This is a genomic window from Paenibacillus xylanilyticus, from assembly GCF_013359935.1.
GTDB lineage: Bacteria > Bacillota > Bacilli > Paenibacillales > Paenibacillaceae > Paenibacillus > Paenibacillus xylanilyticus.
Genome location: NZ_JABMCB010000154.1, coordinates 1 through 24,329, shown reverse-complemented (window position 1 = coordinate 24,329; position 24,329 = coordinate 1). Strand labels below are relative to the sequence as shown.

Genomic DNA, 24,329 nt, shown 5'->3' with positions numbered 1-24,329 from the left:
TTGTTTGAAACTTAATAATGTTTCTTTCTATAGAAACTAAGCACAGTATTTGGGAAACAATGAAGTAGATTAGTAAAGAAGTAGACAAATAATAGAGAAATTACACTTAATAAATAGCAAAGAGTGCAGGATGTAAGAATTAACGCAATACTTGAATAAATCTGACCAAGTAAAATAAAGATGCGATCACTATTATTAATGCCTGTTTAGGTATTTACAAATTGCCTGTTTTGGTATATTTTAATTTAAAAAGGAGGGTAATTTATGTTAAAAAGAATCCACGATATTATTTTAGATTACAGGGAAGCCCACGGTATGAGCAGAAGAGAGTTAGCAGCTAAAAGCAAATATTCTGAGAAAAGTTTACAAAATTATGAGAGAGCAGCTGATGTTTGGATTCCCTTAGAAAAGGCGTTGTATTTAGGGAAAAAAATAATGGGTCTCAGTGATTACACGATCTTGCTTTCCTACTATGTAAATACCCCCATAATAGGTGTGGATATAACAGGAACTGTTATTCCATTAGAGGAAGTGAGAAATTTATTAAGTTCTTCTTACTCCATTACAGCATTGGCATCACTTCATCATGCTTTTGAGGATAATGAATTGAAAATTCAAGTTTCTATTGATACTGGAATTAATTATCAGAGACTCGAAGATATCAGGCAAACTTTTTACAAAGATAGACCTGTAGAGATCGAAGAAGCTCTTAGAATTTGCAAGGTACTGGGTAAGAAGTTTAGTGAGTTGTTTGGTGTAGTTCCGGAAGATTATGCTAATGATGAAAAAGCACTGGATATTGCAACAACTTTGCAAGATTACATTGAGAAGCAAGATAGTAATTTTGTTAACTGGGAAAAGGTTGATAGTAATCTTTCTAAGCGCGAAGTTGATTATCTGAGAGAAATGCTTGCAGTTTTTCGAAAGTTGAATCTCAAATAAACTATTTACCGAGACCATAGACTATGTAATCCTTAGTCTCGGTAATATTGATATTTCATAGAATAAGGGGGAATCATTACAATAATTAACGAAAATGATTTTGGAGATATTTCATACTACGTTTAATTCAGAAGTTAATTAAAAGGTATGTGTATGAAAACTACATAAAGAAAGAGGAAGCTAATGCTTCCTCATCATAGCGAAATTTTTTGCTTAGGTTTCACAAATTTTAGCAATATATTTAACAGCTTTTTTGTCATTCGTGATTGATCTTTACGTTCTGAGAAGATCTTTGAGATTAATAAAGCACTTTCATCTCCTATAATATAAAATCCATCATCTTTTTTTGGATTGGGTTTTGAGAAAAGAATTAATCTTCCGGTGTATCCTGCTGATTATGTGAATGCAAGTTTCGACTTTATGGTTGATTTTTAATGGCTAAAGTATTTACACCGCCCCGATTATTAATGTACCTTTAATGTCAGACTTAGCAACTTTCTTAATGCGCTCTCCATTTATAAATTTTAAAAATCTCTCTATACATCTAAGTTCCAATTGCAAGGAAATGGAGATAAGGGCGTTTGTGAGTAGTATGTATTCTTCCAGTAGTTTTGATAACGAGGAAGGTATGGATGATGCTCTATTCCAATTGTTACAGCGGACAAGCAACGAACTTTCAGGACCATATGGAGATCCCGATGTTGAGGAATATTACAAGATCCATAACGTAATATTCTTTAAACATCGTGAGGAGTATAAGGCCTGGAGAAGGTTTCATATGAGCGAGATGAAAAAACTTGGAATTACCGAAACTCTTACAAAAACCTGAAATTAACTGAATTCTCCATTTTGTTATAAAGTGTCAATTAGCCAAAGGGAACGTTAGCTCAGTGAGTGGTCTGTTAGTTTAACAGACTACTCTTTTTTTGTTGCTAGACCCATTTATTCTATGCACAGTTGAGGATAATGAATTGCACACCACTCATGTATAGAAACATAACAAAAAAAGAAAAAAATTATAATCAATTAATGTAATACATGATTTACACAGTAAGTATAAATGGATTACAATTGATAGAGAAAATACTACCTGGAGGTAAATTGATGACAATTAGAAGAATGGCAGTATTGTTATCCATAAGTACTGTTTTATTAACAACGGCTTGCTCAGCACCCAATATACAACAAGTGTTTGCTCAAGAAGACGCCCCAGTACATATCTTTATTGATGGAGTATCACAAGAGTTAGCTGGCTCAAAACCATTTAAAATTGGAGAAATTACAATGGTACCGGTAAGAAAAATACTTGAACCATTGGGTGCCGAAATCAAGTACCAGGATAACACGATGGATGCCCTCATTAAAATTCAGAATGGCCAAGAAATAATAGTTCATTCTGGATCAGGCGTAGGTGAGAATGCCGGCTCTCGTTACATTTTGTTCAATGGAGAACGAAAGGACATGGGCAGCCCGGCCGTACTGATTAATAAGGAAACGTTTGTGCCGATCTCCTTCGTGGAGACAATAGGAGGTACTGTTCACTGGATATCCATGGGTCAAACAGTCGATGTAAATCTTCCTGAACTAAATGAGGTGACTACGCAGGACGTACGAATCTTTACGAATGATGGTTGGGCTATACCAGGGAATAGTGGTATGAAGATAAATTGGGGAAGTAAGTATGTTGGACAGATGAATCAATCGGACAAACCAAATGGACAGGGAACGCTGCTCTCACAGAAATTAGATATTGTATATACGGGTACCTGGTTAAATGGTCTCCCGAATGGAGAAGGGACCGTGAACCTATCAAGCGATGGTAAGATAAAAATCAAAGGTTTTTTTAATAAAGGTGAGATTGTAAGCGGCGTACTTTCTGCAAATGGATCTGCTTTCTTTGAGGGGACATTTGGGCGTCAATCTCTTAAAGAAGGAGCCTTAATACTGCCAGATAAGAGAGTCTTTAAAGGAACCATATCTGATGACCAAAAGATAGGTGTCGGATCATTGACTAACAGCGAAGGAAAGGTACTTTATGAGGGTAAAATCGGCTTCAGCGGAACAATTGTGACCAACGATTTTTCATACCAGAGACTAGAGGGGTAGGGGATAACTTATCCCTTTTTCCTTAGCTCATAAGAGAGCGTTTTAACACTGAAGTGATGGGGAGGGAGAGTATGGAGAATACGATCGAATACAATCCCGGCAAGAAACTGACGCAGTATAAAAATACTACGTAAGTATTGTATATTGCAAAGCCAGGAAAAAGAGGCGATTTTACCTTCCCTTAGCCATTTAATCAACCCTAATTTTCTGCAAGGAGGAAGAGAAATCATGCATTGCAGCAGGATTATGTTTACCATCATTATTTCCGCTCTCCTTGGTGGGTGCACCGTAAATGGCCCGCTAAGCGCGTACGAAATCCATGATACACAGGCCAAGGAAGCCCCAATATCCAACCCTACAACGGAGCAAACCATAGAAGTTTCCCAGCCATCAAATGAAACAACTGCAGACATTGCCGAACCTTCATTAAGTGTAGAAGAAATCGCGATGGTTGTAGCCCAAGACTTGAGAAACATTGATTATGAAGATACTTCCGAATACATGAATGGATCCAACGCCTACCTTTCACCTGGTTATCAAACTGCTTTGAATCAGCTAAGAAAAAGGAATGAACAAGTTGCTAAATCGAGAAAGATCATACGTGAGCTTTACAATTTAGAGGTTGACCTATCTTCCGTTCAAAAGAGTGATACCACAGCGGTACTAAAAGTAGTTGCATCAGAGAAAGGAAGCGAAATGGGCGAACAATTTGATCATGATTTATCCATTCACGTTCACTTTTTCAGAGAAAGCTCACTCCGACCATGGAAGGTAGCAGATGTTACATTTGATATAGCGGTTGAGTAAAGAGTTCAATGTTTCAATCACCAAGCGAGGATTTAATCGAGTAGGATGGAGTTTTGATCAGGTGTTTTTGCCTCCGAAAGAAGACAATGTTGTTGGTTTTTGCATGGATCACCAGAGGATGGTCTGCATTAGCACGGTCGGTGCTATATATGGATTCTCCATATGTTGATCAAACGTCGTAGACAGCAAGCCAAAACGAAAAACCACCGCGTAAGGTTGGGACCTGATGGTGGTTTTTTGCTGAAGTTATTCCGGAGCAAACTGCCGTGACTCCATTACATCACAGTAATTTGCTAACTCGTCGGTCTTCACTGCTGGAACAGTTTTGTCTAAGCTAAGAACAAGATCCTTTAGCAATAAATGTTCAGAAAAACTTTGTTGGTTTGATTGATTTTATCTGTCCGCTTGGCACTTCGCCTGATACTTCGTAATAATCATTTAACAGCTCATAACCTACATCATCACTGTAACGATTATATTTACTTACAAACTTGATGATTTGCATACGGCTGGGATAACCACTTTTATAGTTGAGTTGTTTTCGCTTATGTCCTTCATATAACCAAAGTTGGATCTGGGCCTCACGAATTTCTTCGTTGGTCAGCCCAGTAAGCGCCGCGCCGTTGATATTTGCTCTCATTTCATGACGTAGAACAACAGATCTGTGAGATTTAGAATTTAATATTTGGTGTAGGCTAACGAGCTCTTCTTGAAATATGTGAATGAATTCATGAGCGAGAATGAACTTGACAACGTTAGGTTGTAAAGACATAAAATGTTTAATGAATCCTTTTTCAAGTTCTATATTACCAAATACGGTTACTCTCCCCAATACTCCTTTGCCGTTTGTGTATTTGAGATTGATTTTACGTTTAAATTTTGTTTTTTCCTTAAATTCGGTAATCCATTGGTATAACTCAGGGTATTTAAGTTTCGGAATTTTCATTTCTTTGAACCTCCTGGTCTCTTTTTCCACAGAATAGCATGTTGTTGCGTCTGTGACAGCATTCAACCAGTTCTAGTCGGTTCGAGTCCTGCTTTCTGCCGCCTACCTCTTCATTCAACAAAGATTAAGAGAACGACGAGTATTTTGATTTTTACCTTGGCCAAGGACTATCGAGCCGAAGGGCAATCTCTGCTGCACGGGTTGCCGCCAAAGACCAGGACCCTCAAGGGGCACAGCGAACAACTTAAGCAGCACACCAATTTGGCTACAATTACAATGCAGTAGCTTGTGAAAATAGGGAACGTTAGTCAAAATATATATTCATCTGATGTTCATTAGAACGATACATAAATAAATAAAAGTAGAGTGTAATCAATGAAAAAAAATGTGTTTATCTTGATATACAATTTAATGACTGTTATAATTGACATCAGTAGAAAAACCATTTTAAAAGATCTCTTCATTAAATAAAGTAGGAGATAATAGTTACAAAAAATTTAGTACCTATTTGAAGGGTTCATTTTAAAAGTGCTGTATTCTATGAATAACTTAGCATGCTCATGCTTTGCAACAAGAAAGATACGACCATGTTATAGGGTAACTCTCTAGTTGTGATTCTAGCGAAGGTCATCTTTTTCATTTACGAGACCACCATACGCACATGCTAATCAGCAAGTGCGTTTTCATTTTCAAGAAAAATACATAAAAAAAAACCCAACCTATTTCTAGTAGAGGAGAGTTTTGACCGACCAACCTCTATTAGAAATTCACCTGGCAGGGTTTTGTAAGGAAACGAAACTTATTGAGATTATTTTATCATATTTTTTTCGATTTTCCAAGCAAAACCCTTTATTTTTCTATGCCGCTTCTTAGGTTGTGAGGAGAAAGGGATTCTTAAAATGAAACATTCGGTAGAAATGTTTAAAGCTTCAAATACTACGTACGATACTCCAAAGAAACTTCAATTCAAACTACTCCTCGGGAATATCGCTGCTTACAATGGCGAGATCCCATTAACACGAAATGAAATTAAAGATAGGCTTTCCATATCTATTTCCGCATTAAAACGAATTATATCTGAATCAAAATATACAGGGGAAATCTACGAGAAGGATGGTAGGCTTTTTGTAAATCCATCATCGATTGTTGATTACTGCGGTACAGACACAGCCCTCTATGTGAAGTATTTCAAATTCTTATCCTCACCTGAATTTATGGCGGAGGATCGCCGTGTACAACGATTTGTTCTGGACATGCTATGTCAGCATGTTTATTTACCCAGTAGAAAATACGTCACATATGTTAAAAACCTCATCTCGTCTGGCACTCGTGATTCCGGTACGTTCAATGTTCGAACGGTTGGAGAAATGAATAGCATTATTGAAAAAGCCGGCAAGTATCTCAATTTACGGTTGGAATGTAGGCAAAAAAGAGATTGGCTTGTCGTCGTACATGGATTGAATCCTGAATTTGAAGAAATGGGCTCTTTCGATAGTGAAGGAGCTCTGCTTTGGGTTTCTCAAAAAATGTATGCTGCTGGCTTTGTTGTAGAAGTCATCGACCAACGAGTTAAAAATCAGTTGGCAAAAGTCATGGAGTACTATTATAGCCAAGTGGGTTATGACCTGGCATACAATATTTTTGTTGGAGCTCTTGATGATCTACTGTATTCATCTGCCTTTCACTCTATGATTTACTCAGAAATTCAAGATGAGAAACAGCTAGATGAGATTTCCGCTTATTTCAAAAATGTAGCTGAATCATCAGAACGATTTGTTGCATTAGGTATCACATTAGAATACGATTTAACATCTTCATTAATAGAAGATGCTTCACGGATTGCAAAAAAAGAAGGGAAGGATCCGAACAAGATCAAAGAGCTTCTCGATGCTAAAGCACACCGAAATAACTTAGAGAAGAAATTACACCTTATTGAATCCATGTGGATCCATGCTTTGCAAAGGGGTAATCGTTCTATCTATCTCAACCAGCGCGATTCAAAACTCCAAACGGTTCTTCATAAGATGAAAGATCTCCAAAGTTTAATGTACGAATTTTGGCTGGCTGAAAACTAAAAGAATGTTGAGATGTCTCATGTTTGTTTTATAATTAAAAATCAAAAAAACGGTACTAACCAATTAAATTTCAAAAATACTAAAAAACGAAATCGGTTTTTTATATCCTTTTAGGTTGTGGATAACGAGTATAAGCATGTGTTACCTGATAATCATATTTGTTGGTAATATCAAACATGTTGTGTTGATGGATTGCTTAACATGGGTTTAATGATTGCTTTGGTTATCCGTTGAATATGTGGATTGGGATTGCTGTTTTATACGTTGCCTATCATGAATTGATTAAGTAGGAAAAAAATAGAGCGATACCCGGAAACCTGCGCTGTGCAAGGGCTAGTAGGGTTCTTTTCCATTCCTTAATGGTATTAATTTATTGTTTTAATTAATGATATTAATCAATGGGTTTGAAGATGGCATTTTATAATGCTTCAAAATATCCTCCTCCTCAAAGTCATGAAAAATTACTATAGGCAATCATTTTTCTCACTACCAGAGTATTTAGGAGGAAATAGATGATACTTTCCATTTTGGCCGTTGTTATGATATTCATGTTGCTGGTTATCTCCCATGAATTTGGCCATTTTATTATCGCGAAAAAAGCTAATGTAGGATGCCCAGAATTCTCTATAGGAATGGGCCCCAGACTATTTTCTTTTACGATGAAACAAACTAGATTTGTCCTACGCTTATTTCCGATTGGTGGTTATGTACGAATGGCCGGGGACGATGAAACCTACTTTATTATTGATCAGGAGCTTTACCTTGATAAAAATGAAGAAGGAATAGCTGCCATTTATGATAGGGTTAATGACGATCAAGATCTGGAGAAGGTGTTAATCAAAAAACTAGATCACAAACATCGGAAATTAACATTTTTAAAAGGTGAGGATCTGTTTACGCTCCCTCTCAGTGAGAATGCCTATATATGCGTTGGCAAAAGAAGAAGGATCATCCCGGTATCTAACTATGATTCATTATTATCAAGTAAATCATCTATTCAAAAGTTAAGTATTCTTTTAGCTGGTCCATTAGCAAATATCCTGGTGGCACTTGCTCTTATCTTGTTGACCAATATCTTGTTTTCCTATTTTTCGTCTATGAACGTGTTTGAAAAGACATTGAAGGATGCCTGGCATTACTCTACTATCTTGATTTACGGTTTAAAGGACATCATTTTAGGGAACGAAGCGTTATCTAACCTATCAGGTCCTGCAGGAGTAATGAAACAGACATTCGATATAGCAAGTTATTCAACGATTCAAAATTTAATGATTTGGGCCGCAATCATGAATCTCAATGTAGCCATTTTCAACTTGCTGCCCTTGCCGGCTCTGGATGGTGGTAGAGTTCTCGTAACTTTGATTGGAATGGTTCGTCCAATCTCTGCAGAAAAAGAGGGCTGGATACACTTTGCAGGATTTCTATTAATGATCGGACTAACGATATTAGCCACTTGGAATGACATCATTAAATTTCTTCAATGATTTGATAGAGTTGTAATATTTATAAACAGACTTATGCTTCATGTATAGAATATCCAACATCATTTCAGGAGGTTATTACCATGAATTCAACATTTAAAGAAACACCAGCAATTACAAATGTAACAGGTCTACAACTTTGTGTAGAATCTAGTGATTATTCGATCCGACGCCAAGTCTTAACTGGACCAGACTTATTTCAAGACACGCACCAAACGTTTCAACCTGATTCAGATGAGGCGTTAGCCACAGTTCTTGTTCAACCATCACTCCCTAAGGAGCAAGCATTAGAATTAGCTAAACTCATGGCAGCAGCTCCAGATTTGTTCAAAGCACTCAAGCAGTTAAGTGAAATAGTCGATTTAAGCTCAAGTGAGCCTCACGAAGAACTGTATCAAACAACGAAATCTGAGTTGAGCGCTGCACTCACATTATGCAAGGACGCTCTAGACAAGGCTTCCTCGTACACATATTAATTCCCACTTTCTCTTTATCCGGTAATGAGCACCTCCCGGCACGAATGGAGCTCCAAGCCAACTTTATCGTTGGAGATGTGCTTTTAAAGCTCATTTTAAAGCTCATCAAATATAAATGGAGATCAGCACTTCTGATGATAAATCAGAAGGAGACTGAGTATGGATATAGTAAATCGATTTACTCACTATAAAATTCGTTTTTCAAATGAATCTGTATCGCTCGATGAGCTGAATAGAATAAAAATTCATTTCCAACTGCTTAACGACCGATATATTGATCTTAAGGTTCACTTTAATCAAGCGTCTGGGCAAATCTTGTATATCGAGGCACCCATTAATGTAGAAGAAGCTGACCTTAAGGAATTAACTATGCAACATTGGCAGGTTGCCAGAGTAGACGCACTGAGTGATCTAAAACTGCGACCGCTTCTGCAGTATTTTACAAACCATAATCAACAATGGTATGTGTTCTGTTGCCTGCCGTTTGGTAACCAGAGTCAAGCGACGTTACAAATCCGCAACATCCAAGAAAACAATCCTAATGTCACGTTTGCCCCGGAGCTTTCGATTTATAATGATATGTCATTCATTATGGACAATGCTCCTGCAGAAGTAGCCGAATTAATATTCTACTCATTTAAAGAATACGTAGATAACAATGATCTTTCTGATCCTATAGTTGACGCTGCTACATCCTATGCACAGTATTACCGGAGACTTCGGACGATTTCTCAGCTGGCCATGCGTAAGAATATCGTTCCGAAATTCACCACGCTTCACGGCAAGCCCATCTTTGAAAAAAAGAATTATTTCATTGAAAGAGCTCGATTTTCAAAGCCAACTTATGTAGGAAGCCAATTTGAGAACAAAAATGTCATTCTTAGTAGCCGTCATTCTCACAACACTAATCAAAGCCAGTATGTAGATGTGATCCTCTTTAGTGTCATACAGTATGGATATATGACTGAGCAGCTATCCGTCTATGTAGATCCTTCTTTCTTTGATACACCAGAAGTTACCTCTGAACTCATTTCATATTTTAGAGAGAACTATCATCTAGATTCTTCTTATGAACTTCGTATGCTTTTTGATATTTTCCCAATTCGTTCATCCAAAGAGACCGGTACATACTTACTACCATCATTTCCTGTAGAATGTTCTTATATGGGGAGTGGGTCAGAATGATGAAAGAATTCTTTAAAAGCAGATCAGGATTATATTTGAAGAACATCTCGGGTTACGTTGTTACTGTTGTACTTTGCAGCCTTATTTTTGGTATCGATATCCCCTGGCTAACGGTGTTATTGTTTGCAGTTGTCTTCATCATCGTAATTGAGATGGATATCGCCATAAAAAAGAAGCGTAAACAGACCCGAGAGAAACGAGTGAGTTCCGACAATGCTTCTGAGTAACCAATAGTGGACAGTTGTCACCGCCACTGGTTATAGGTTAGAATTTGTACAAAGACATATCCTTAACCAAACTACCCCAAGTAAGGCGTTTGGAGAGACACAGGGCATCCCCTGGTTTCTTCAGACGCCTTTTTTGTTCTTCAATAAACGAAGGAGGCAGGTCCAAATGAGCTCAGCTGCAGCATCTACAAATAACCGCGGTACCGCAAGTCTGATGGATTACAGAACCTTACGACCGATTATGGGGAAAGGTGGGTTTATCCTCGGTCAAAATGTTCGAATGTCACAGAAACTATCCTATGAACACCTAGCCTTAGTAGGACCTACCGGTTCAGGTAAGTCGAGTACTTTTTTTATTCCTAACCTTTTAGATTTAGATGAAGGAGTATCTGCAGTTGTCACCGACCCCAAGGGAGAACTGTACTGGAAGACCGGTCCGGAATTGCGTCGCCGTGGTTTCGAAACGATACGTTTATCACCATTTGAAAATCATTTCCCAGGATACAATCCGCTTGCTGTTGCAAAGGATTATGCGGAAATCAAAGAAATAGCCCAACTCATATTGATGAATGGGGGTCTGGCCTTCGAAATACAAGGGAAGGGGGGAGGGGACTCAACATGGCTTAATATGTCATTACCGCTTTTAGTTTCAGCTTTCCTCTATGTTAAATATCGTAATCCGGAATGCCCTCGAATCGGGGAAGCCATGGACATCATTCTCTTCATGGATATGGAAGAGATGGACGTTCTATTTGCCAAGTATAAATTATGCCGGCGTGAATATGCACTCTTTAAACAAGCAGCGGGTTCTGAAAAGATTTTAGCGAGTATCAAAGTGACTATTGCTACGAATATGCAGCTATTTATGGATGATCGAGTAGTCCATTTTGCTGAACGAAATGATATCCAACCACGGCATTTAAGGTATGGAATGAATGGTGACCAAAAGAAGCCTGTGGTTCTTTTTGTATCTGTTCCAGAGACCAAATCGCTTTATGCTGCCCCACTTATGGCTGTACTGTACCAACAGCTCCTCCAAAGGCTCCAGGACATCACCGATGGCTTCCCAGTTCTGTTCTTTTTGGACGAGTTTGCAAACTTGGGAATTATTCCGATCATTGACACGGTCGCAGCAACAGCTCGCTCGAGACGTATGGGTCTGGCCCTGGGTATTCAAGGGGTGGAACAGCTAAGACAAAAGTATGGAGAGGATAAGGCAGCCAACCTTTTAAACAACTTGAAGACCAAAGTATTTTTAAGCGGTCTTTCCCAAGTATCCAGTGAGTATGCTTCTTGGTTCTGTGGAACAGCTACTATACCTATTGAGAGCGTATCGTCTAGCGTTTTTGGTTTGGTTCCGGATAAAAAGACGGTTTCTACGGCCGAAAGGCAGGCAGTCACATCAGATGAGGTCAGACGACTCAATCCGCAAAAGGCCCTTATTATATCTGACTATCTTGATGCGGCCACAGTCGATAAGATCTTCTACTTTGAAGAAGAAGATTATCTTAAGAGAGTAAGAGGTGGGGATCCGAACTTTGCTGAGGAATTTGACTCACTCCGAGCATTATATGGAATTACTGAGATTGAGGATTTTGAGGCTGATCCATTTCAGCTAAATGAATAAAAGGGGTTGGTTTCTTTGGAAATCGCTTTAAGAGATTATCAAATAGAGGCTCAAAAGACCTTTTTCAACAAACTGATACTGGGTGTAAAAAGGCAGCTCATTGTTTTGCCAACAGGCGCAGGTAAAACGATCGTTGCAGCCTCCATCTCTAAGCTGTTCAGGGACCGATACAATAACGGCTTGCCGATCGTCTTTATCGCCCACCGTGATGAACTGCTCAAACAGACTGCAGAAAAAATGAAATTGGTCTGGGGTGACGTTAAAGTCGGCAAAGTCAAAGGGGTGGATAATGAACAAGAAGCTGACGTAATCGTTGCATCCACCCAAACCCTTATCCGAGGGAGACAAATGGTAAAGCCAGGCCTGGTCATTTATGATGAAGCTCATCACAGTGTATCTAAAGGATCCATGAAAGTATTGGAGAGTTTAGGTTGTTTTGAGGCAGACGGTCCCCCCCTGTTAGGCATCACAGCTACCCCTAATCGTTTGGATCGACAAGCATTGGGTCAAGTCTACGAAGAAATCGTGTTGGAAAAATCCATACTGGATCTCATCCTTGCACGTTACCTTTGTGATGTCCGAGGAAAAAAAATCGTCATTGATGAATTAGATCTTCAGTCTGTTGAAACGATGGCTGGAGATTATAATGAGAAGCAGCTTGGAGAACAGATGGGTAAAGAGAGCGTCATTGACACGATCGTGCAAGCTTATCTGGAGCACGGTGAATCTCGTAAAACCATTGTTTTTGCTGTTAACGTTAAGCAGGCCTACGATATAGCAGAAGGTCTTGCCAAGTATGATGTTAGGGCTAAAGCGATAGATGGATCTTTGCCAGAGGAGGCCAGGTCTAAAATACTCCAGGAATTTTCAACCGGTGTTATTCAAGTGCTGGTCAATTGCATGATCCTTACAGAAGGTTTCGATGAACCAAGTGTAAGTTGTATCCTCATGGCCCGTCCAACGAAGAGCGAAAGTCTTTACATTCAGTGCATTGGTCGTGGTACCCGTCTATATCCGGATAAAATGGATTGTTTGGTTTTAGATGTGGTAGGTGTCACTGAAGATCACTCCCTGATGACATTGAGCAATCTTTTCCCTCCTGGACGATTGGACTTGGGGGAAGAAGAGGAAGAGGAACTTGACCTATTCCTTGGTGTTGTCATGGAAGAAGGAGAATCCGTTGTCGAATTTCACGAGAGGTTAAAACAAATAGCATTCGAGTATGGCAAAAAAATGCGCGAAATAAACCTTTTCTCCACCAAAACGATCTACCTTTGGAATTCATTTTCGGATCGAGCGTACTATATCAGTATCGGAAACCAACAGTATTGTTACCTGATTAAAGAGGAAGAGCACTGGTGGATCATCTTCGAAAATCAAAACAAGCAGTTATATCCTTTACATCACGAACCATTATCCCTGGAGTACGCTCAAGGAATTGCGGAGAATTTCCTTAGCAATATAAAGACAAAAATAATATTGAAAGAGGCAAGGTGGCGTAATCTAGCGATGAGCCCTGCTCAACGAGACCAACTCGAGAGAAATCGAATTGATTATGATCAAGGATGGACCAAGGGCCAAGCATCTGATGCTTTAAATGACATTTACGGCCGTAGGGTTGCTGCAAAGGTCATCCATCGATTTAACGGAGATTTGTATCGTTCGATCATGAGCAATTCGTATCTAAAAGAGAAAATAAATGAGGAACTACTATGTATCCAATCAGGATTGGAATGACTTTTCATACAGTACAATACAGTACAAATATCCTCTGCAATTTCTGAATTTCTAAAGAATATTGGAGATTACGATTAGATTTGAACAAAAATAAGACGCTGAGGATTGAGGAAGTTTTAAAAGAAGATCAAGCTTACAGAATTATCGTGCTGCTGGCTAATTTACTTAAGACATCAGCTATTGCACCAGCTTTAGGGTGGCTGCGAAGCAGCCACCCTAAAACGGTTACTTTACAGTATTACATGCCAAAACTTGTTCCTGGGAACAAGGTGTAGCGGTCTAAGTACTGAGTAGATTTCGGTACGACTAAAACCGATTTAATTTTATCCGTCCCCTCAAACGTGAATTTCCAATTTTCTATTTTTACGTTGTAGTCATCCTCAGCGGTAACTCGCTGTATGATACGTACGGTGAGGCTCTTAGCATCATGGTCTACAGGCTGCATTTCTACTATCGTGCCCATATTGTAAGTTCCAGAAGGGAAACTTTCGTTGTAAATATCAGTTTTGAAGCCAGAAGCATTTAAGGCAAACACATCTTCTCTTCGTCTTTCATCGTAAGCCATGATCCAATTGAATGCCAAATTCCGTTCATTTACATAGGAAACACTACTCGATTCTCCGTCGAATTTTGGATCAGAATTGACGTAAACAGTTTTGCTTTTGTTGTCCCATTGGATATCTGCTCCAAGTCCCTCCGAAATGGTACGAAGTGCAACATATACTGAACCATCTATCAGTTTTGGAGCTGTACTGCTGCTTTTAATGTCGTTACCATGAATAAAGACCTTAGGAACTACAGATGCTGCATACGCACCTGCGCTAAACACAGAAGTGAGCAACACTCCTGCGAGTCCAATTTTAACAATACGTTTCATATAATCTTCGCCTCCAAAGAAAGTTATAATCTAAACGCTGTGGTTTATCAAAAAGTTTGGAATTCCCTCTAAGGTACAATGTGCAAAATAAATTCGTTTTTTCTGTAACTTATTTGGGTAAAATTCGTTTATATTGGTAAATGGGAGGGATTTCAATCATATGAAAAAAAAGATTATTTTTTCAATCTTAACTACTGTCACGGTTATGACTGGAGCGTTAGGTTCTGCTTACGCAGCTGGTGTGATCAAGCTGAATGTTAATGGAAACAATCTACAAACAGATGTAGCTCCAAAAATGGTCAATAACCGTGTAATGGTACCAATCAGTTTTGTCTCCAAGGCACTAGGTGCATCTGTGGCATGGAATGAGAAGACACAGACTGTCTCTATTAATGCGACTGGCATCCCTTCTGAAAATGTTTGGGATGAGAACATGAAGGAAGTAGGACAGCTTCAATTAGCAAGTATTAATAATACGGTGCAGGTTTTCCTTACAGGAGTTGATATAGGAGATGAAGATCTCTTAAAAAAATCAACAACAAGCTTAGATGTTGATCGTTTGAAACAAGAAGCATCATCTATGGGACCAACAATGTTGTCAACAAAAATAATCGATATGAAGACTATTAAAAAGAATCAGAATGGTCAAAGACCAGAATATTTAGTAAGAGTAGGAATTCAAAAGGGGGGAGATGAACTAAAAGTCGATTATTGGGATCTGACAGTCACATTGGCTCCAGCTGTTGATAATGGAACAACCATATCGACTGGGGGGAAAATGGAATACGTTGTAAGCAAACGCGATGTCGTGAAATCTTCTCCAGTTAAGGTTCAGCGCGTATTCCCAGGATACACAATAGAATCCTCTAAGTAAATAAGGTAAAAAACAAAGGTGCGACTATATAAGTCGCCCTTTGTTTTTTTAAAATTATATTATTTTGTTTGGAAACTAATTAGTGCTGGGGTCGATAATCCGCCTGCTGAAGCTGCAGTAATAGTGCGTGAAAGACTTTGCCCTGCAGACAAGGTGACTTCGGCAACCAATACTCCTTCTTGATATTGTGTAGTACCGGCTACTTTATCAGGAGGACTCGCTAGAGTTGGCACTTTGTATGTTACATTGTTGCCGCTCCATTTAACCGCTCCACCGTATGGCTTCACGCGAGAACCCATGTAAATGTTAATTGTTTTTGCGCTTGTTGTAGGATTAGAAAGATTGACCGTGAGAGTATATTTGGCTCCATAATGACCTTTGTTACTATCAGCTGCGTTTGCACTGTCGTACGATGTTGCACTGGTCATCAGGTTATCAGTTGCACCATTGCTCATATTGTAGTATTTCCACCCACTACCTGCGGAGTAACTTACACTACTTGCAATCTCAGCAAAATCCCAAGATCCGCGTGGGTGAATAGAACCGTTACTACCAGTAAAGTAGGAGACAACCGGACTTTGATTCAGTCTCAAATCTGCTGTTGTGCTTGTTGCAGCAACCGATCGCAACCGATAAGACATTGCAGTTGAAGCAGTATTGGTGACGGTAAACTCAATGATTCCACCAATTAACTGGTTGTTAGGCACGATCCACTCCTTAACAACCCCAAGTTTACCTGCTGGTACAGAGGTGTCCGTTGGCGAGATGGAATCCATCGTTTCACCGACCAAAGCAGCTGCTGTACATCTACCATGTTCAACAAATGAAGTTACTGGCGCAATAGTACTTTTAACGTTATGAATAGAGTAAGCCGAAGTATTATTGTTACCTATTGTGATACCATACTTCATGCTAGCTCCTCTATTATTAAGGTGCCATACGAACATGCGGTATTTTACTGAAGTCTTCCCTGTAGAGGTATCATGCCATAGTGTGCAGTACCCATTCGTAAATGGGGTGTTTGCATTGATCGTTTCATGGTTATCAGAGATTACAAAACGAGTACTCGTATTTGCTTTCGTACCAACAAGCTGGCTTGGTGCAGACTCTGGAATGGGAAACGAAACTTTAGTTTTAGAAGTTTGATTACAAGACATAGAAATATCCCCTTTTAATTTAAATGTGTTTCACAACCTGTTTAACTCCTAGGGATATAACTGCCTAGTGTATCCCTCACTATGTAGCAGCCATTAGTAGAAGTTAATCATTTTGTGAGAAGTGGTTTTCCCTCTTCACTATGTAGGTGATTTTCCAAGGAGATGTACAACCCTTTATTATGATTTTTTTAATTCAATAGTTGAAAGTAGACATAACCCAAGTATTAACTAAGTGGAAGGACTTTTCTTATTGAATAAACGAAGTATTAGGGCTACTTAGAAAATTTACCGATTATTTGCATGTTTCCTATGTCGTTGAACTAACGTATAAGATTAAGATTATCAATAAAATTAAGGACAAGCTGCCTTAGCACCTACCGTGTAGTAGCAGTGTCAACAGGAAGTGATACATCAATGAAGAGTTATATGTTAAAATAAGGGTTAACACTATCTGAGGTGATTACATGTTTAATCCAAAGATCTTCTTCTATTAGTTATGCCTAGGTCATGGCTTCAAAAGCCAAATCTAACCCGGCATAACGGGGATGAAGATGTTCGCGTGGGAAGAGATGTATTTCGGGGAAAAGGTGCACCAGCAAAGTCTGGAAAATCGTATTAAGCTCAAAGATCCCAGAAAAGAAAAGGTCAAAGATTTCCGTAAGGGAATAAAAAGTGTTCATTATAACAAAGAAAGTAAAGCTGATAGAAAGCATGATTACCAACAATATAGAACAAAAATGAAACGACTCATGCGTAGCGAGCAATACGAGCTCTTACATAATTATAAACGCACGAGTGGTTGGCTTACTTGGTAACTCCTTAAACTAACAGGTATTGAGGATAGATTTATACTACAGATAGGGTTAAATGTGAGTGGTATATCAAGTTTAATTTGATTGTTGATGTAAATCATGATAAACTAGTGAAGTATTAATTGAATACACTTTAACTAACACTACCGTAGATGCGGCGTGCTAGAGTCTTCTTATTATGTGGACTCTCAGTACGCCGCATTTTTTATTTCTATTGAAAGGAGTGATTTGGCATTGAATACCCAAACGAACGCAGCAAATGCAATCCAGTTTGCTATAAATTGTGTAACTGACCATTCGTTGGTTGAAAGAATCCATCAACTATCCCCACATAAGAGGGAACAGCTCACTACAATCTTATCTCATGAAATCGATAAAGCTTGTTCTGTCTATGTACCATTGTTAGCATATTCTGACGCTACAGGATCAGAGATTGTTGTTAACTTCGTCGATGGTGCTATTGAAGGAGGTACAAATTAATGTCGTGAAAATCCTTTTAAAATACGTACCCATCGCTTTACGGCTTTACATACCATCTTTGTTCTTCTTTTCTTTAATCGGATTAATGGCTTTATTTCTTGGATTATATCCATTGGGGTTTGGTATCCCGTTCTTCATATGGATCCTTGGCTTAACAGGACATATTGTCGTATACAAGTGCGTTAAAAAAGTTAACTACCTGTCACTTTATGGTTGCATCCTTTCGTTTGACTGGATGATCGGAAGCATAATCAACCGGATGATGAGTAACTTTTCTGGCAATACGATGCCTGTGTTAACTAATGTATTCTGCCTGATATGTCTAATTGGCATGCTGATCCTATCTTTTATTTACGTCAAATCTGTGAAGAGTCTGAAAATCCCCATCAACCGCATATACACCTGGGAAGATTTCGAATTTGATTTTAAAAAGAGACTCGAAAAAGACGAGAAGCAATGGAAGATAATATCACAAAATCTATCTGATAAGTTTGCTGCACTTTCTGTTCTTAAAACTAAACTGATCCTTTCTCACAAGGAAGAAAAACCTTCTCAAACCGAAGAGGTTCTTCAAACAGAACTGACTCTGGAAACTCCCATTCTTGCGAGAGATACATTGGATAATAACAACATCTTGGTAGAAAAGAATGAATTCTTTGATACTAATGGCCAAGATGACGAATTTACAACAGTTGAAGAAGATTCAGAATTCAAAATTATTGACTATCAAGCAGACAAAGAGCCAAAAGTGGAACCGATACAGACCCAGCAGGAAAAGGTGAAGCCAGCGATCAGTGAAAAAGAAATCTCAGGATTTTATGCAGAAGCTCCTCTGCCAGAGCCACCTCCTGATCGGCGCCTGAACAAATCCCATCCGGAAAGGATCAAATCAGAATCCAGGACGGATGCTCAACAAGAATCCCAAAAGGATATACAAGAGAAGACATCAGATCAGCCAACGGTTATTGAAGAAGAAATACCTGATACCACTAATAGTTTCTGGAAATTTAAAGAATAACCCATTTCAAGGAGGAAATACAAATGAGTAATATTGTCCAAAATGATGTCCTGTTGAAGGTCGTAAATGAAAATGAGGAGCAACTGCAAAGCCAAATTGAGCAAGAAGCCTGGGAATTGGTCTATCAAGCCCGTCAGAACCGCAGTATTATGCAAGCTGAACTGGATGGTGTTGAAACTCATGCCGGCAAGGTGTGCGGTATTGTATTCGTAGGTCATATCAAAGGAATTATCCCTATCGACGAAACTGAGTTTGAAAACGGAGCACAATTGAGAGATGCCGTCGGTACAACAATCTATTATAAAGTTCTTCAACTTGACCGTAATTCAGCAATTTTTGGTGCATCAAGTAAACAAGCTATTGACCATCTTCAAGGACTGACTTGGGATCGGCTTCGAGAGAATATGATCATTGAAGCTAAAATTACTCGTGTCAATAATCGCTCTTTGCATCTGGATGTTGGAGCCATCAAAACATACCTTCAAGCGGACGAGGTATCCTATGAGTGGATCGACAACATGCATGATCGTTATAAAACTGGGGAGAGCATTCGGGTTAAGGTCATCGGATTGGAGAAGGAAAGTAAGACGCTGAAAGTAAGCAGCAAACAGCTTTATAAAAACCCTTGGCCAGAATGCGCTACCCGATACACGGAGGGCAATATCTACAAGGGCCGCGTTTCGGGCGTTGTTGAGTACGGTGTGTTCGTCAATTTATCAGAAGGGGTAGACATCCTGTGCCGGCAGCCGAAACCGAAGGTAGGTAAAGTTAAAAAGGGAGATACCGTGCGTGTTCGAGTGCAACGAATTGATGTTACGAAAAGTGAAATGGGTGGCAGTATCCAAAGTAAAGTGATTTAACTCTGATTGATTTGCCATTTAACGCCTTTACGATTTAAAACGAAACGAAGGGGAGGCCAACATGGTCTCCCCTTTAAAACAGGGAGGACATTCATCATGAGTTCGGATCTTTCGCCATTTCATATAGGCAACAAGTATTTTATAAATTGGGGACGGCAGCCCTCTGATACGATCAAACTAAAGCCCTCAACATTGAATACCGCACAACGACTGGTGGTAGAGAAGATGGGGTTCCTCTACTTTGCAACCAGGGTACAATTAGCGAAAATATTAAACCCTGGGAACATCAGACGAGGTAAAAAGAACGTTTCTTTCCTGTTGGATAAGGGATACCTGGTTGAGCACACGATGACAGGAAAAGAGAATAATAAAATGTTACCAATCTATAGCTTATCTAATCCGGCTCGTAAGTTACTTGGATATCAGAAGTTTCAAAAAGCTCTAACGGTAGAGGTTTTAAGTAAATTAATGGTTTCCCAGTTTTATTCACGCTTTTACGAGGTAGATCCAGCTACCCAGATGGAAGCCTCACATGTGCCGTTTGATGCCCTTTGCACAGTCCGAGGCATGCAATTTCAGATTGCCACCTTAAGAGACAAGGGCCAGCGTGAGAAGGTTCTGAATCAGATTCGGTTCGGGGATAATAAGGAAAAGGTTCTTATTGTCGCTAGTCAGTTTACTGAAGCAAACGCATTTCTAGATATTAAGGAAACTCATTTGTTTAGAATAACAACGGACCATAATCTTCTGAAAGAAGATCTCTCTGTTAGCTTCTCATATGTTGAAAATGGTGAGTTAAAATCTGAGCTTATCCCTCCATTTAAAAGTCGTCCCAAAGTGGTACAAGAACCAATCCAACCCGTATCAAATGAAGCTATTACACGTCTGTTAAGTGCTGTTAGCGAATAAAAAAAGCCCCTAAAGGGCTTTTTTATTTGTCAGCAGCTTTCAAAAGTCTATACACCATAACTGAAGCTTCTTCGATTGTAGTCGACTTTTTGGGATTAAAATTATTATTAGTATCACCTAGAATTATACCCATAGATCTCAGAAGTTTAATAGAAGACTGGGACCATGTTGAAAATTCTTTTTCATCCTCGAATCTAAAATAATCATAATTGTAATCAAACTCCGGTTTAGCCTTATCTAAGGCTCTTATGAGCATTACACTCATTTCTTCTCGCGTTATAAAATTGTTCGGACTAAACTTGCTTGGAGAGATACCTTTAACAATTCCTAGATCGTATGCTTTCAAGACTTCTGCGTTAACAGTGTCGGTAAAAGGATTTTTAGCTACTGTAGCAAGAGACTCACCCGTAAGTGCCTCGTAGAACTTAATAACTATTTCGCTAAATTTCTCTCTTGTTATTTTCGCCTTGAATGACTCATTAATAACTGGAGAGAGAAGTCCTTTTTTCTCCGCTTCGACCAATTCTGGCTTAGCCCACTCACTCGCGTTATTATACACTCCTGTAACAACAGAAGGTTTATTCTGAATTTCAATAATTTTTATTGGTGTTAAGATGTCCTTGGAAGTAGAAGAACTTAGGATGTTGTAGCTATTACTACCCCAACCCCAAATAGTATTATCATTGCGAACTACAAAAGTTGCTTTGTCCCAATCATTTAGAGATGTTGCTACTTTTGAAACATTTTGCATGACCATTTTTGGTGTGCCTACAGCATCGACTGAATCATTTCCAATTTGGCCATATATATTGCCTCCCCAACCCCATAGCTGTCCTTCGCTATCAATCGCCATAGAGTAATTCGCACCAACGCTCAAGTCAATAATGTCACTTATAATGAAGGAAGGCTCTTCTACGATATCAGGTAAGTTTTTACCTATCTGATAGGAGGGGTTTTTTCCCCATCCCCATACCTCACCATTCGTTTTTAACGCTATAACAAATGAATCGTAATCTGAACCTAACTGAACCTTTTCCACATTATCCATTATTTTAACAGGCCCGTTCTCGAGCTCAAAGCCTGCATCTATAGCATAGCTCATACTATTTCCATAAGCCCATAATTCATCTTTAGTCGTTACGATAAAGGTTCCGCTATCAGACGTCGATACCTGTTTTACGTTATCCATTACTTTTTCAGGTTGAGTGACCGGATTACCCCAAGCATTCATGGAAAACGCCCATAATTCATTTTTCTCATTAATAAAGCGATATTCATAAATGTTGTGAGCCACCTGTTTGACTTTTCCAATTCTTTTCAAGTCTACTTCATCATTAGAAAATCTATTTGATTTGTTTATGACTTCTCCGTTACTTTTAATTGCTATGTATCCACTAGATGAATCCAGACTAAATTGTTGAATGTCGCCCGCAACTTTCTTAATATTTGGGCTGCCATCCTGTATTGTAGTCCAACTCATTAAATCACCATTATTGCTCAAGTACATCGTTAAATTCCCAGATGTTTCAATTTGTTTAATGCTTGTTTCCGTGCTTAGACCTGAAGCTTGTGCTCTTTTACCGTTTAGTGCTGGTGTAACTAGCAGAAAACAGAGCAGAATAACTATTAATTTTCTCATGTTGTCCTCCCATAATTATGTTTCATTGAATGCATGAATTATAACACACAAATTAACATAATAATTCGGCAAACTTAAGGTTAGATGCACTTGAAAAAGTGAATTCATGTCAGTATAATTAGTTTATATTTAATTTTTGGATACCAATACAATCTCACAGTTTTTATGAACGTCTATAAGATGATGATAAAACCTCTGTGAAATGAATGGATCGATATACTACTGTATATTAAGAGCTATTGGTATAATTGCGGATTCATTTATGAAAGGGCAATGTTATGTTGAAGGATCTGTAAAGGTTTTACTTTTCCTATCTTAATTACTTGGTTTCTTCATGCTTTCGATAATTTAATTTTAAATACATAATCACTTTAGGTGATCTTCCAAAAAGTCTACATCCCAAACGGATGTGGGCTTTTTTTGCTTTATAAATTCAAAATTAAGGAGGAATCTCCTGTGGAGAGTACAAAACCAAAAAAACTTGATCAAGTAAAAGCTGTATTTACACAACAAAATCAGAACGAGACAAACCCGCTCACTATTTTTGTAGCATTATCTTCTTCAAAAGGGGAAGGTAACTATCTCGTTGCAGCTACTTACATAAAGGGACAGATTGTCATTGCACATGATTGTCCCGCAATCCAACTTAAACGATCGTGCTGGCATACAGAGGTGGTTTTGTATATCTTCCAGACTATCTTTAGTCATCAGCCAGAGATTGCATCGGCTAGAACTGTTTTCATGTCTAAAAAGATAACGATGAAAAGGGACTGGGTTCAGATCCCGCATTCATACATCCAAGGGGTGAATCAAAATGAGCACCGCAAGTTACTTGCCTGATATTGTGGAATATGCTGTATCGGCCGGTTTGCAAGTAAGATCCAATACACTTAATAAAGAGCAAACAGAATTTTGCTGTCCTTGGTGTGGTGAGAGCTTGTCCAAAGGCAAATATAAACTCTCATTAAACCGCTTAAAAGGTGTTTATAAATGCTTTACTTGTGCAGAACACGGGGGGATTCTAGATTTTATTCAAAAAATAGAGAACCGACCTCGAGAAGAGATCCTGAATGGCCTTCGTCAGAAAAACGGGGTTAATTTAGCGAAGCTCCAGAAGCGGAGAAATAAAAAGCATCCCGCTGAGTTATTAAGTGCTACTCAGCTTAAATTAATCGGTTTTTTAGATAATAGAACCCCTCAAAAGAAAGTTCGTGACAAGAACTATATAAAAAAAATCAATGATTGGATTTGGGCTGAATGGCTTCAATATCTTGACTCTAAAAAACGAGATGCATTGGTCCATTTAATTTTGTGCATTGAGAATAACCAGTTTCAGCAAGGTATTGAACACCTGGAGAACCTATCTAAAGAACTAGACCACAATTTGGTGGATGAAGTATTGGAGGCTTATGGATCTGGTAATCAATCACCTACCTGGGCTGAAGGAGTAAATAATATTTCTCGGGGACTCAAAGAGGTTTATCAATCATCTTTAAGACAATAACAAGAGAAGAGGCTAGTATCCTATGTTAAACCGTGTAATCCTTACGGGTAGATTAACTAGAGACCCGGATTTGAGGTATACACCGGCGGGTGTAGCTATAACGAAGTTTACAATCGCCGTAGACCGTCCATATAAGAATCAAGGTGAACAAGAGACGGATTTCATTCCGATTATAGTATGGAGACAACTCGCTGAGACCGTAGCAAACTACTGTAGAAAAGGTAGATTAGTAGCGGTTGAAGGTAGATTACAGGTCAGAAACTACGAAAATAATGAAGGAAAACGGGTATACGTTACAGAGGTTATTGCTGATAATGTTCGTTTTCTTGAATCAAACCGAAGCAATAATAACCATCAGACTAATCGTCAAACTGAATCTAATTCACGCTCAAATTATGATAATTCACAGTATGGGAATCCAGAGCCAATCGATATCTCTGACGATGATCTGCCATTTTAGAGAGCGTAACATCTGAGATCAGAAAATGCTTTAAGACCTCAGTAAAATCAAGGGGTTTTAAAGCATTTTAACTGTGTAATGGTAATCTTCATTTACGACCAGCATCCACGGTTTATTAAGATCGCGCGAT

23 protein-coding genes are annotated in these 24,329 nt (G+C 38.7%); 19 read left to right on the top strand and 4 right to left on the bottom strand.

The features are described from left to right. Positions 1–264: 264 nt before the first annotated feature. From HP552_RS05040 to HP552_RS05030, 3 genes are all read left to right on the top strand, one after another. Positions 265–942 carry a helix-turn-helix domain-containing protein gene (locus HP552_RS05040; RefSeq protein ID WP_175394511.1) on the top strand — a complete coding sequence of 226 codons (678 nt, stop codon included), beginning with the start codon at positions 265–267 and terminating at the stop codon, positions 940–942. Positions 943–2,046: 1,104 nt separating this feature from the next. Continuing rightward, positions 2,047–3,048: a stalk domain-containing protein gene (locus HP552_RS05035; RefSeq protein WP_175394510.1), complete on the top strand. Its 1,002-nt coding sequence runs from the start codon at positions 2,047–2,049 to the stop codon at positions 3,046–3,048. A 228-nt stretch (positions 3,049–3,276) separates the two neighbouring features. Further along, the gene (locus HP552_RS05030; RefSeq protein WP_175394509.1) at positions 3,277–3,855 is read left to right on the top strand and encodes a hypothetical protein; all 579 of its coding nucleotides are present in this window, start codon (positions 3,277–3,279) and stop codon (positions 3,853–3,855) included. A 364-nt stretch (positions 3,856–4,219) separates the two neighbouring features. On the opposite strand, the gene HP552_RS05025 is transcribed toward HP552_RS05030, so the two are convergent. Continuing rightward, positions 4,220–4,801 (bottom strand): hypothetical protein, encoded by a 582-nt coding sequence (locus HP552_RS05025; protein WP_175394508.1) that lies wholly within the window; start codon positions 4,799–4,801, stop codon positions 4,220–4,222. Positions 4,802–5,700: 899 nt separating this feature from the next. Here HP552_RS05025 and HP552_RS05020 point away from each other — a divergent pair. The 7 genes from HP552_RS05020 to HP552_RS04990 all read left to right on the top strand — a co-directional run bounded on the left by HP552_RS05020 (position 5,701) and on the right by HP552_RS04990 (position 13,609). Beyond that, a complete protein-coding gene (locus HP552_RS05020) occupies positions 5,701–6,876 on the top strand; it encodes a hypothetical protein (RefSeq protein WP_175394507.1) in 1,176 nt (391 codons plus the stop codon). Positions 6,877–7,388: 512 nt separating this feature from the next. Beyond that, entirely contained in the window at positions 7,389–8,360 is a 972-nt protein-coding gene (locus HP552_RS05015; RefSeq protein ID WP_175394506.1) for a site-2 protease family protein, read from the top strand. 80 nt (positions 8,361–8,440) lie between these two features. Further along, complete coding sequence (locus HP552_RS05010) at positions 8,441–8,833, top strand: XkdD/Y8K6 family phage-associated protein (RefSeq protein WP_175394505.1); 393 nt, start codon at positions 8,441–8,443, stop codon at positions 8,831–8,833. A gap of 159 nt (positions 8,834–8,992) precedes the next feature. Next, entirely contained in the window at positions 8,993–10,018 is a 1,026-nt protein-coding gene (locus tag HP552_RS05005; RefSeq protein ID WP_175394504.1) for a hypothetical protein, read from the top strand. Next, a complete protein-coding gene (locus tag HP552_RS05000; RefSeq protein WP_024630879.1) occupies positions 10,015–10,245 on the top strand; it encodes a hypothetical protein in 231 nt (76 codons plus the stop codon). Before HP552_RS05005 ends, HP552_RS05000 begins: the two co-directional genes overlap by 4 nt. 166 nt (positions 10,246–10,411) lie before the next feature. Beyond that, entirely contained in the window at positions 10,412–11,872 is a 1,461-nt protein-coding gene (locus HP552_RS04995) for a type IV secretory system conjugative DNA transfer family protein (RefSeq protein WP_175394503.1), read from the top strand. 15 nt (positions 11,873–11,887) lie between these two features. Next, on the top strand, positions 11,888–13,609 hold the full coding sequence (locus HP552_RS04990; RefSeq protein ID WP_175394502.1) for a DEAD/DEAH box helicase: 1,722 nt from the start codon (positions 11,888–11,890) through the stop codon (positions 13,607–13,609). Positions 13,610–13,847: 238 nt separating this feature from the next. Here the strand turns inward: HP552_RS04990 and HP552_RS04985 are convergent, their stop codons facing one another. Then, entirely contained in the window at positions 13,848–14,486 is a 639-nt protein-coding gene (locus tag HP552_RS04985) for a stalk domain-containing protein (RefSeq protein ID WP_175394501.1), read from the bottom strand. A gap of 160 nt (positions 14,487–14,646) precedes the next feature. Here HP552_RS04985 and HP552_RS04980 point away from each other — a divergent pair, with 160 nt between their 5' ends. Beyond that, the gene (locus tag HP552_RS04980; protein ID WP_175394500.1) at positions 14,647–15,360 is read left to right on the top strand and encodes a copper amine oxidase N-terminal domain-containing protein; all 714 of its coding nucleotides are present in this window, start codon (positions 14,647–14,649) and stop codon (positions 15,358–15,360) included. 59 nt (positions 15,361–15,419) lie between these two features. Here the strand turns inward: HP552_RS04980 and HP552_RS04975 are convergent, their stop codons facing one another. Further along, positions 15,420–16,517 carry a hypothetical protein gene (locus HP552_RS04975; RefSeq protein ID WP_175394499.1) on the bottom strand — a complete coding sequence of 366 codons (1,098 nt, stop codon included), beginning with the start codon at positions 16,515–16,517 and terminating at the stop codon, positions 15,420–15,422. 551 nt (positions 16,518–17,068) lie between these two features. Between HP552_RS04975 and HP552_RS04970 the strand changes: the two genes are divergently transcribed. The 5 genes from HP552_RS04970 (at position 17,069) to HP552_RS04950 (ending at position 20,596) form a co-directional block, all read left to right on the top strand. Next, on the top strand, positions 17,069–17,332 hold the full coding sequence (locus HP552_RS04970; protein ID WP_246310765.1) for a hypothetical protein: 264 nt from the start codon (positions 17,069–17,071) through the stop codon (positions 17,330–17,332). 231 nt (positions 17,333–17,563) lie between these two features. Further along, complete coding sequence (locus HP552_RS04965) at positions 17,564–17,809, top strand: hypothetical protein (protein WP_175394497.1); 246 nt, start codon at positions 17,564–17,566, stop codon at positions 17,807–17,809. 4 nt (positions 17,810–17,813) lie between these two features. Beyond that, a complete protein-coding gene (locus tag HP552_RS04960; RefSeq protein WP_175394496.1) occupies positions 17,814–18,827 on the top strand; it encodes a hypothetical protein in 1,014 nt (337 codons plus the stop codon). Between the two features lie 23 nt (positions 18,828–18,850). Continuing rightward, positions 18,851–19,687, top strand: a complete 837-nt coding sequence (locus HP552_RS04955) for a S1 RNA-binding domain-containing protein (RefSeq protein ID WP_024630871.1) — start codon at positions 18,851–18,853, stop codon at positions 19,685–19,687. A gap of 96 nt (positions 19,688–19,783) precedes the next feature. After that, positions 19,784–20,596: a hypothetical protein gene (locus tag HP552_RS04950; RefSeq protein WP_175394495.1), complete on the top strand. Its 813-nt coding sequence runs from the start codon at positions 19,784–19,786 to the stop codon at positions 20,594–20,596. Positions 20,597–20,618: 22 nt separating this feature from the next. Here HP552_RS04950 and HP552_RS04945 read toward each other — a convergent pair whose 3' ends face one another. Further along, on the bottom strand, positions 20,619–22,235 hold the full coding sequence (locus HP552_RS04945; protein WP_175394494.1) for an S-layer homology domain-containing protein: 1,617 nt from the start codon (positions 22,233–22,235) through the stop codon (positions 20,619–20,621). Positions 22,236–22,691: 456 nt separating this feature from the next. Here HP552_RS04945 and HP552_RS04940 point away from each other — a divergent pair, with 456 nt between their 5' ends. From HP552_RS04940 to ssb, 3 genes are read left to right on the top strand one after another with little or no spacing between them, the layout of a single operon-like run. Further along, a complete protein-coding gene (locus tag HP552_RS04940) occupies positions 22,692–23,075 on the top strand; it encodes a hypothetical protein (RefSeq protein ID WP_175394493.1) in 384 nt (127 codons plus the stop codon). Next, a complete protein-coding gene (locus HP552_RS04935; protein ID WP_175394492.1) occupies positions 23,050–23,739 on the top strand; it encodes a CHC2 zinc finger domain-containing protein in 690 nt (229 codons plus the stop codon). Before HP552_RS04940 ends, HP552_RS04935 begins: the two co-directional genes overlap by 26 nt. A gap of 22 nt (positions 23,740–23,761) precedes the next feature. Next, a complete protein-coding gene (gene ssb, locus HP552_RS04930; RefSeq protein ID WP_175394491.1) occupies positions 23,762–24,199 on the top strand; it encodes a single-stranded DNA-binding protein in 438 nt (145 codons plus the stop codon). Positions 24,200–24,329: the final 130 nt, after the last annotated feature.

Coding starts and splice junctions, on each gene's coding strand:
- HP552_RS05040 (WP_175394511.1), top strand. CDS start 265: ATGTTAAAAAGAATCCACGATATTATTTTAGATTACAGGGAAGCCCAC.
- HP552_RS05035 (WP_175394510.1), top strand. CDS start 2,047: ATGACAATTAGAAGAATGGCAGTATTGTTATCCATAAGTACTGTTTTA.
- HP552_RS05030 (WP_175394509.1), top strand. CDS start 3,277: ATGCATTGCAGCAGGATTATGTTTACCATCATTATTTCCGCTCTCCTT.
- HP552_RS05025 (WP_175394508.1), bottom strand. CDS start 4,801: ATGAAAATTCCGAAACTTAAATACCCTGAGTTATACCAATGGATTACC.
- HP552_RS05020 (WP_175394507.1), top strand. CDS start 5,701: ATGAAACATTCGGTAGAAATGTTTAAAGCTTCAAATACTACGTACGAT.
- HP552_RS05015 (WP_175394506.1), top strand. CDS start 7,389: ATGATACTTTCCATTTTGGCCGTTGTTATGATATTCATGTTGCTGGTT.
- HP552_RS05010 (WP_175394505.1), top strand. CDS start 8,441: ATGAATTCAACATTTAAAGAAACACCAGCAATTACAAATGTAACAGGT.
- HP552_RS05005 (WP_175394504.1), top strand. CDS start 8,993: ATGGATATAGTAAATCGATTTACTCACTATAAAATTCGTTTTTCAAAT.
- HP552_RS05000 (WP_024630879.1), top strand. CDS start 10,015: ATGATGAAAGAATTCTTTAAAAGCAGATCAGGATTATATTTGAAGAAC.
- HP552_RS04995 (WP_175394503.1), top strand. CDS start 10,412: ATGAGCTCAGCTGCAGCATCTACAAATAACCGCGGTACCGCAAGTCTG.
- HP552_RS04985 (WP_175394501.1), bottom strand. CDS start 14,486: ATGAAACGTATTGTTAAAATTGGACTCGCAGGAGTGTTGCTCACTTCT.
- HP552_RS04980 (WP_175394500.1), top strand. CDS start 14,647: ATGAAAAAAAAGATTATTTTTTCAATCTTAACTACTGTCACGGTTATG.
- HP552_RS04975 (WP_175394499.1), bottom strand. CDS start 16,517: ATGTCTTGTAATCAAACTTCTAAAACTAAAGTTTCGTTTCCCATTCCA.
- HP552_RS04970 (WP_246310765.1), top strand. CDS start 17,069: ATGTTCGCGTGGGAAGAGATGTATTTCGGGGAAAAGGTGCACCAGCAA.
- HP552_RS04955 (WP_024630871.1), top strand. CDS start 18,851: ATGAGTAATATTGTCCAAAATGATGTCCTGTTGAAGGTCGTAAATGAA.
- HP552_RS04950 (WP_175394495.1), top strand. CDS start 19,784: ATGAGTTCGGATCTTTCGCCATTTCATATAGGCAACAAGTATTTTATA.
- HP552_RS04945 (WP_175394494.1), bottom strand. CDS start 22,235: ATGAGAAAATTAATAGTTATTCTGCTCTGTTTTCTGCTAGTTACACCA.
- HP552_RS04935 (WP_175394492.1), top strand. CDS start 23,050: ATGAGCACCGCAAGTTACTTGCCTGATATTGTGGAATATGCTGTATCG.
- ssb (WP_175394491.1), top strand. CDS start 23,762: ATGTTAAACCGTGTAATCCTTACGGGTAGATTAACTAGAGACCCGGAT.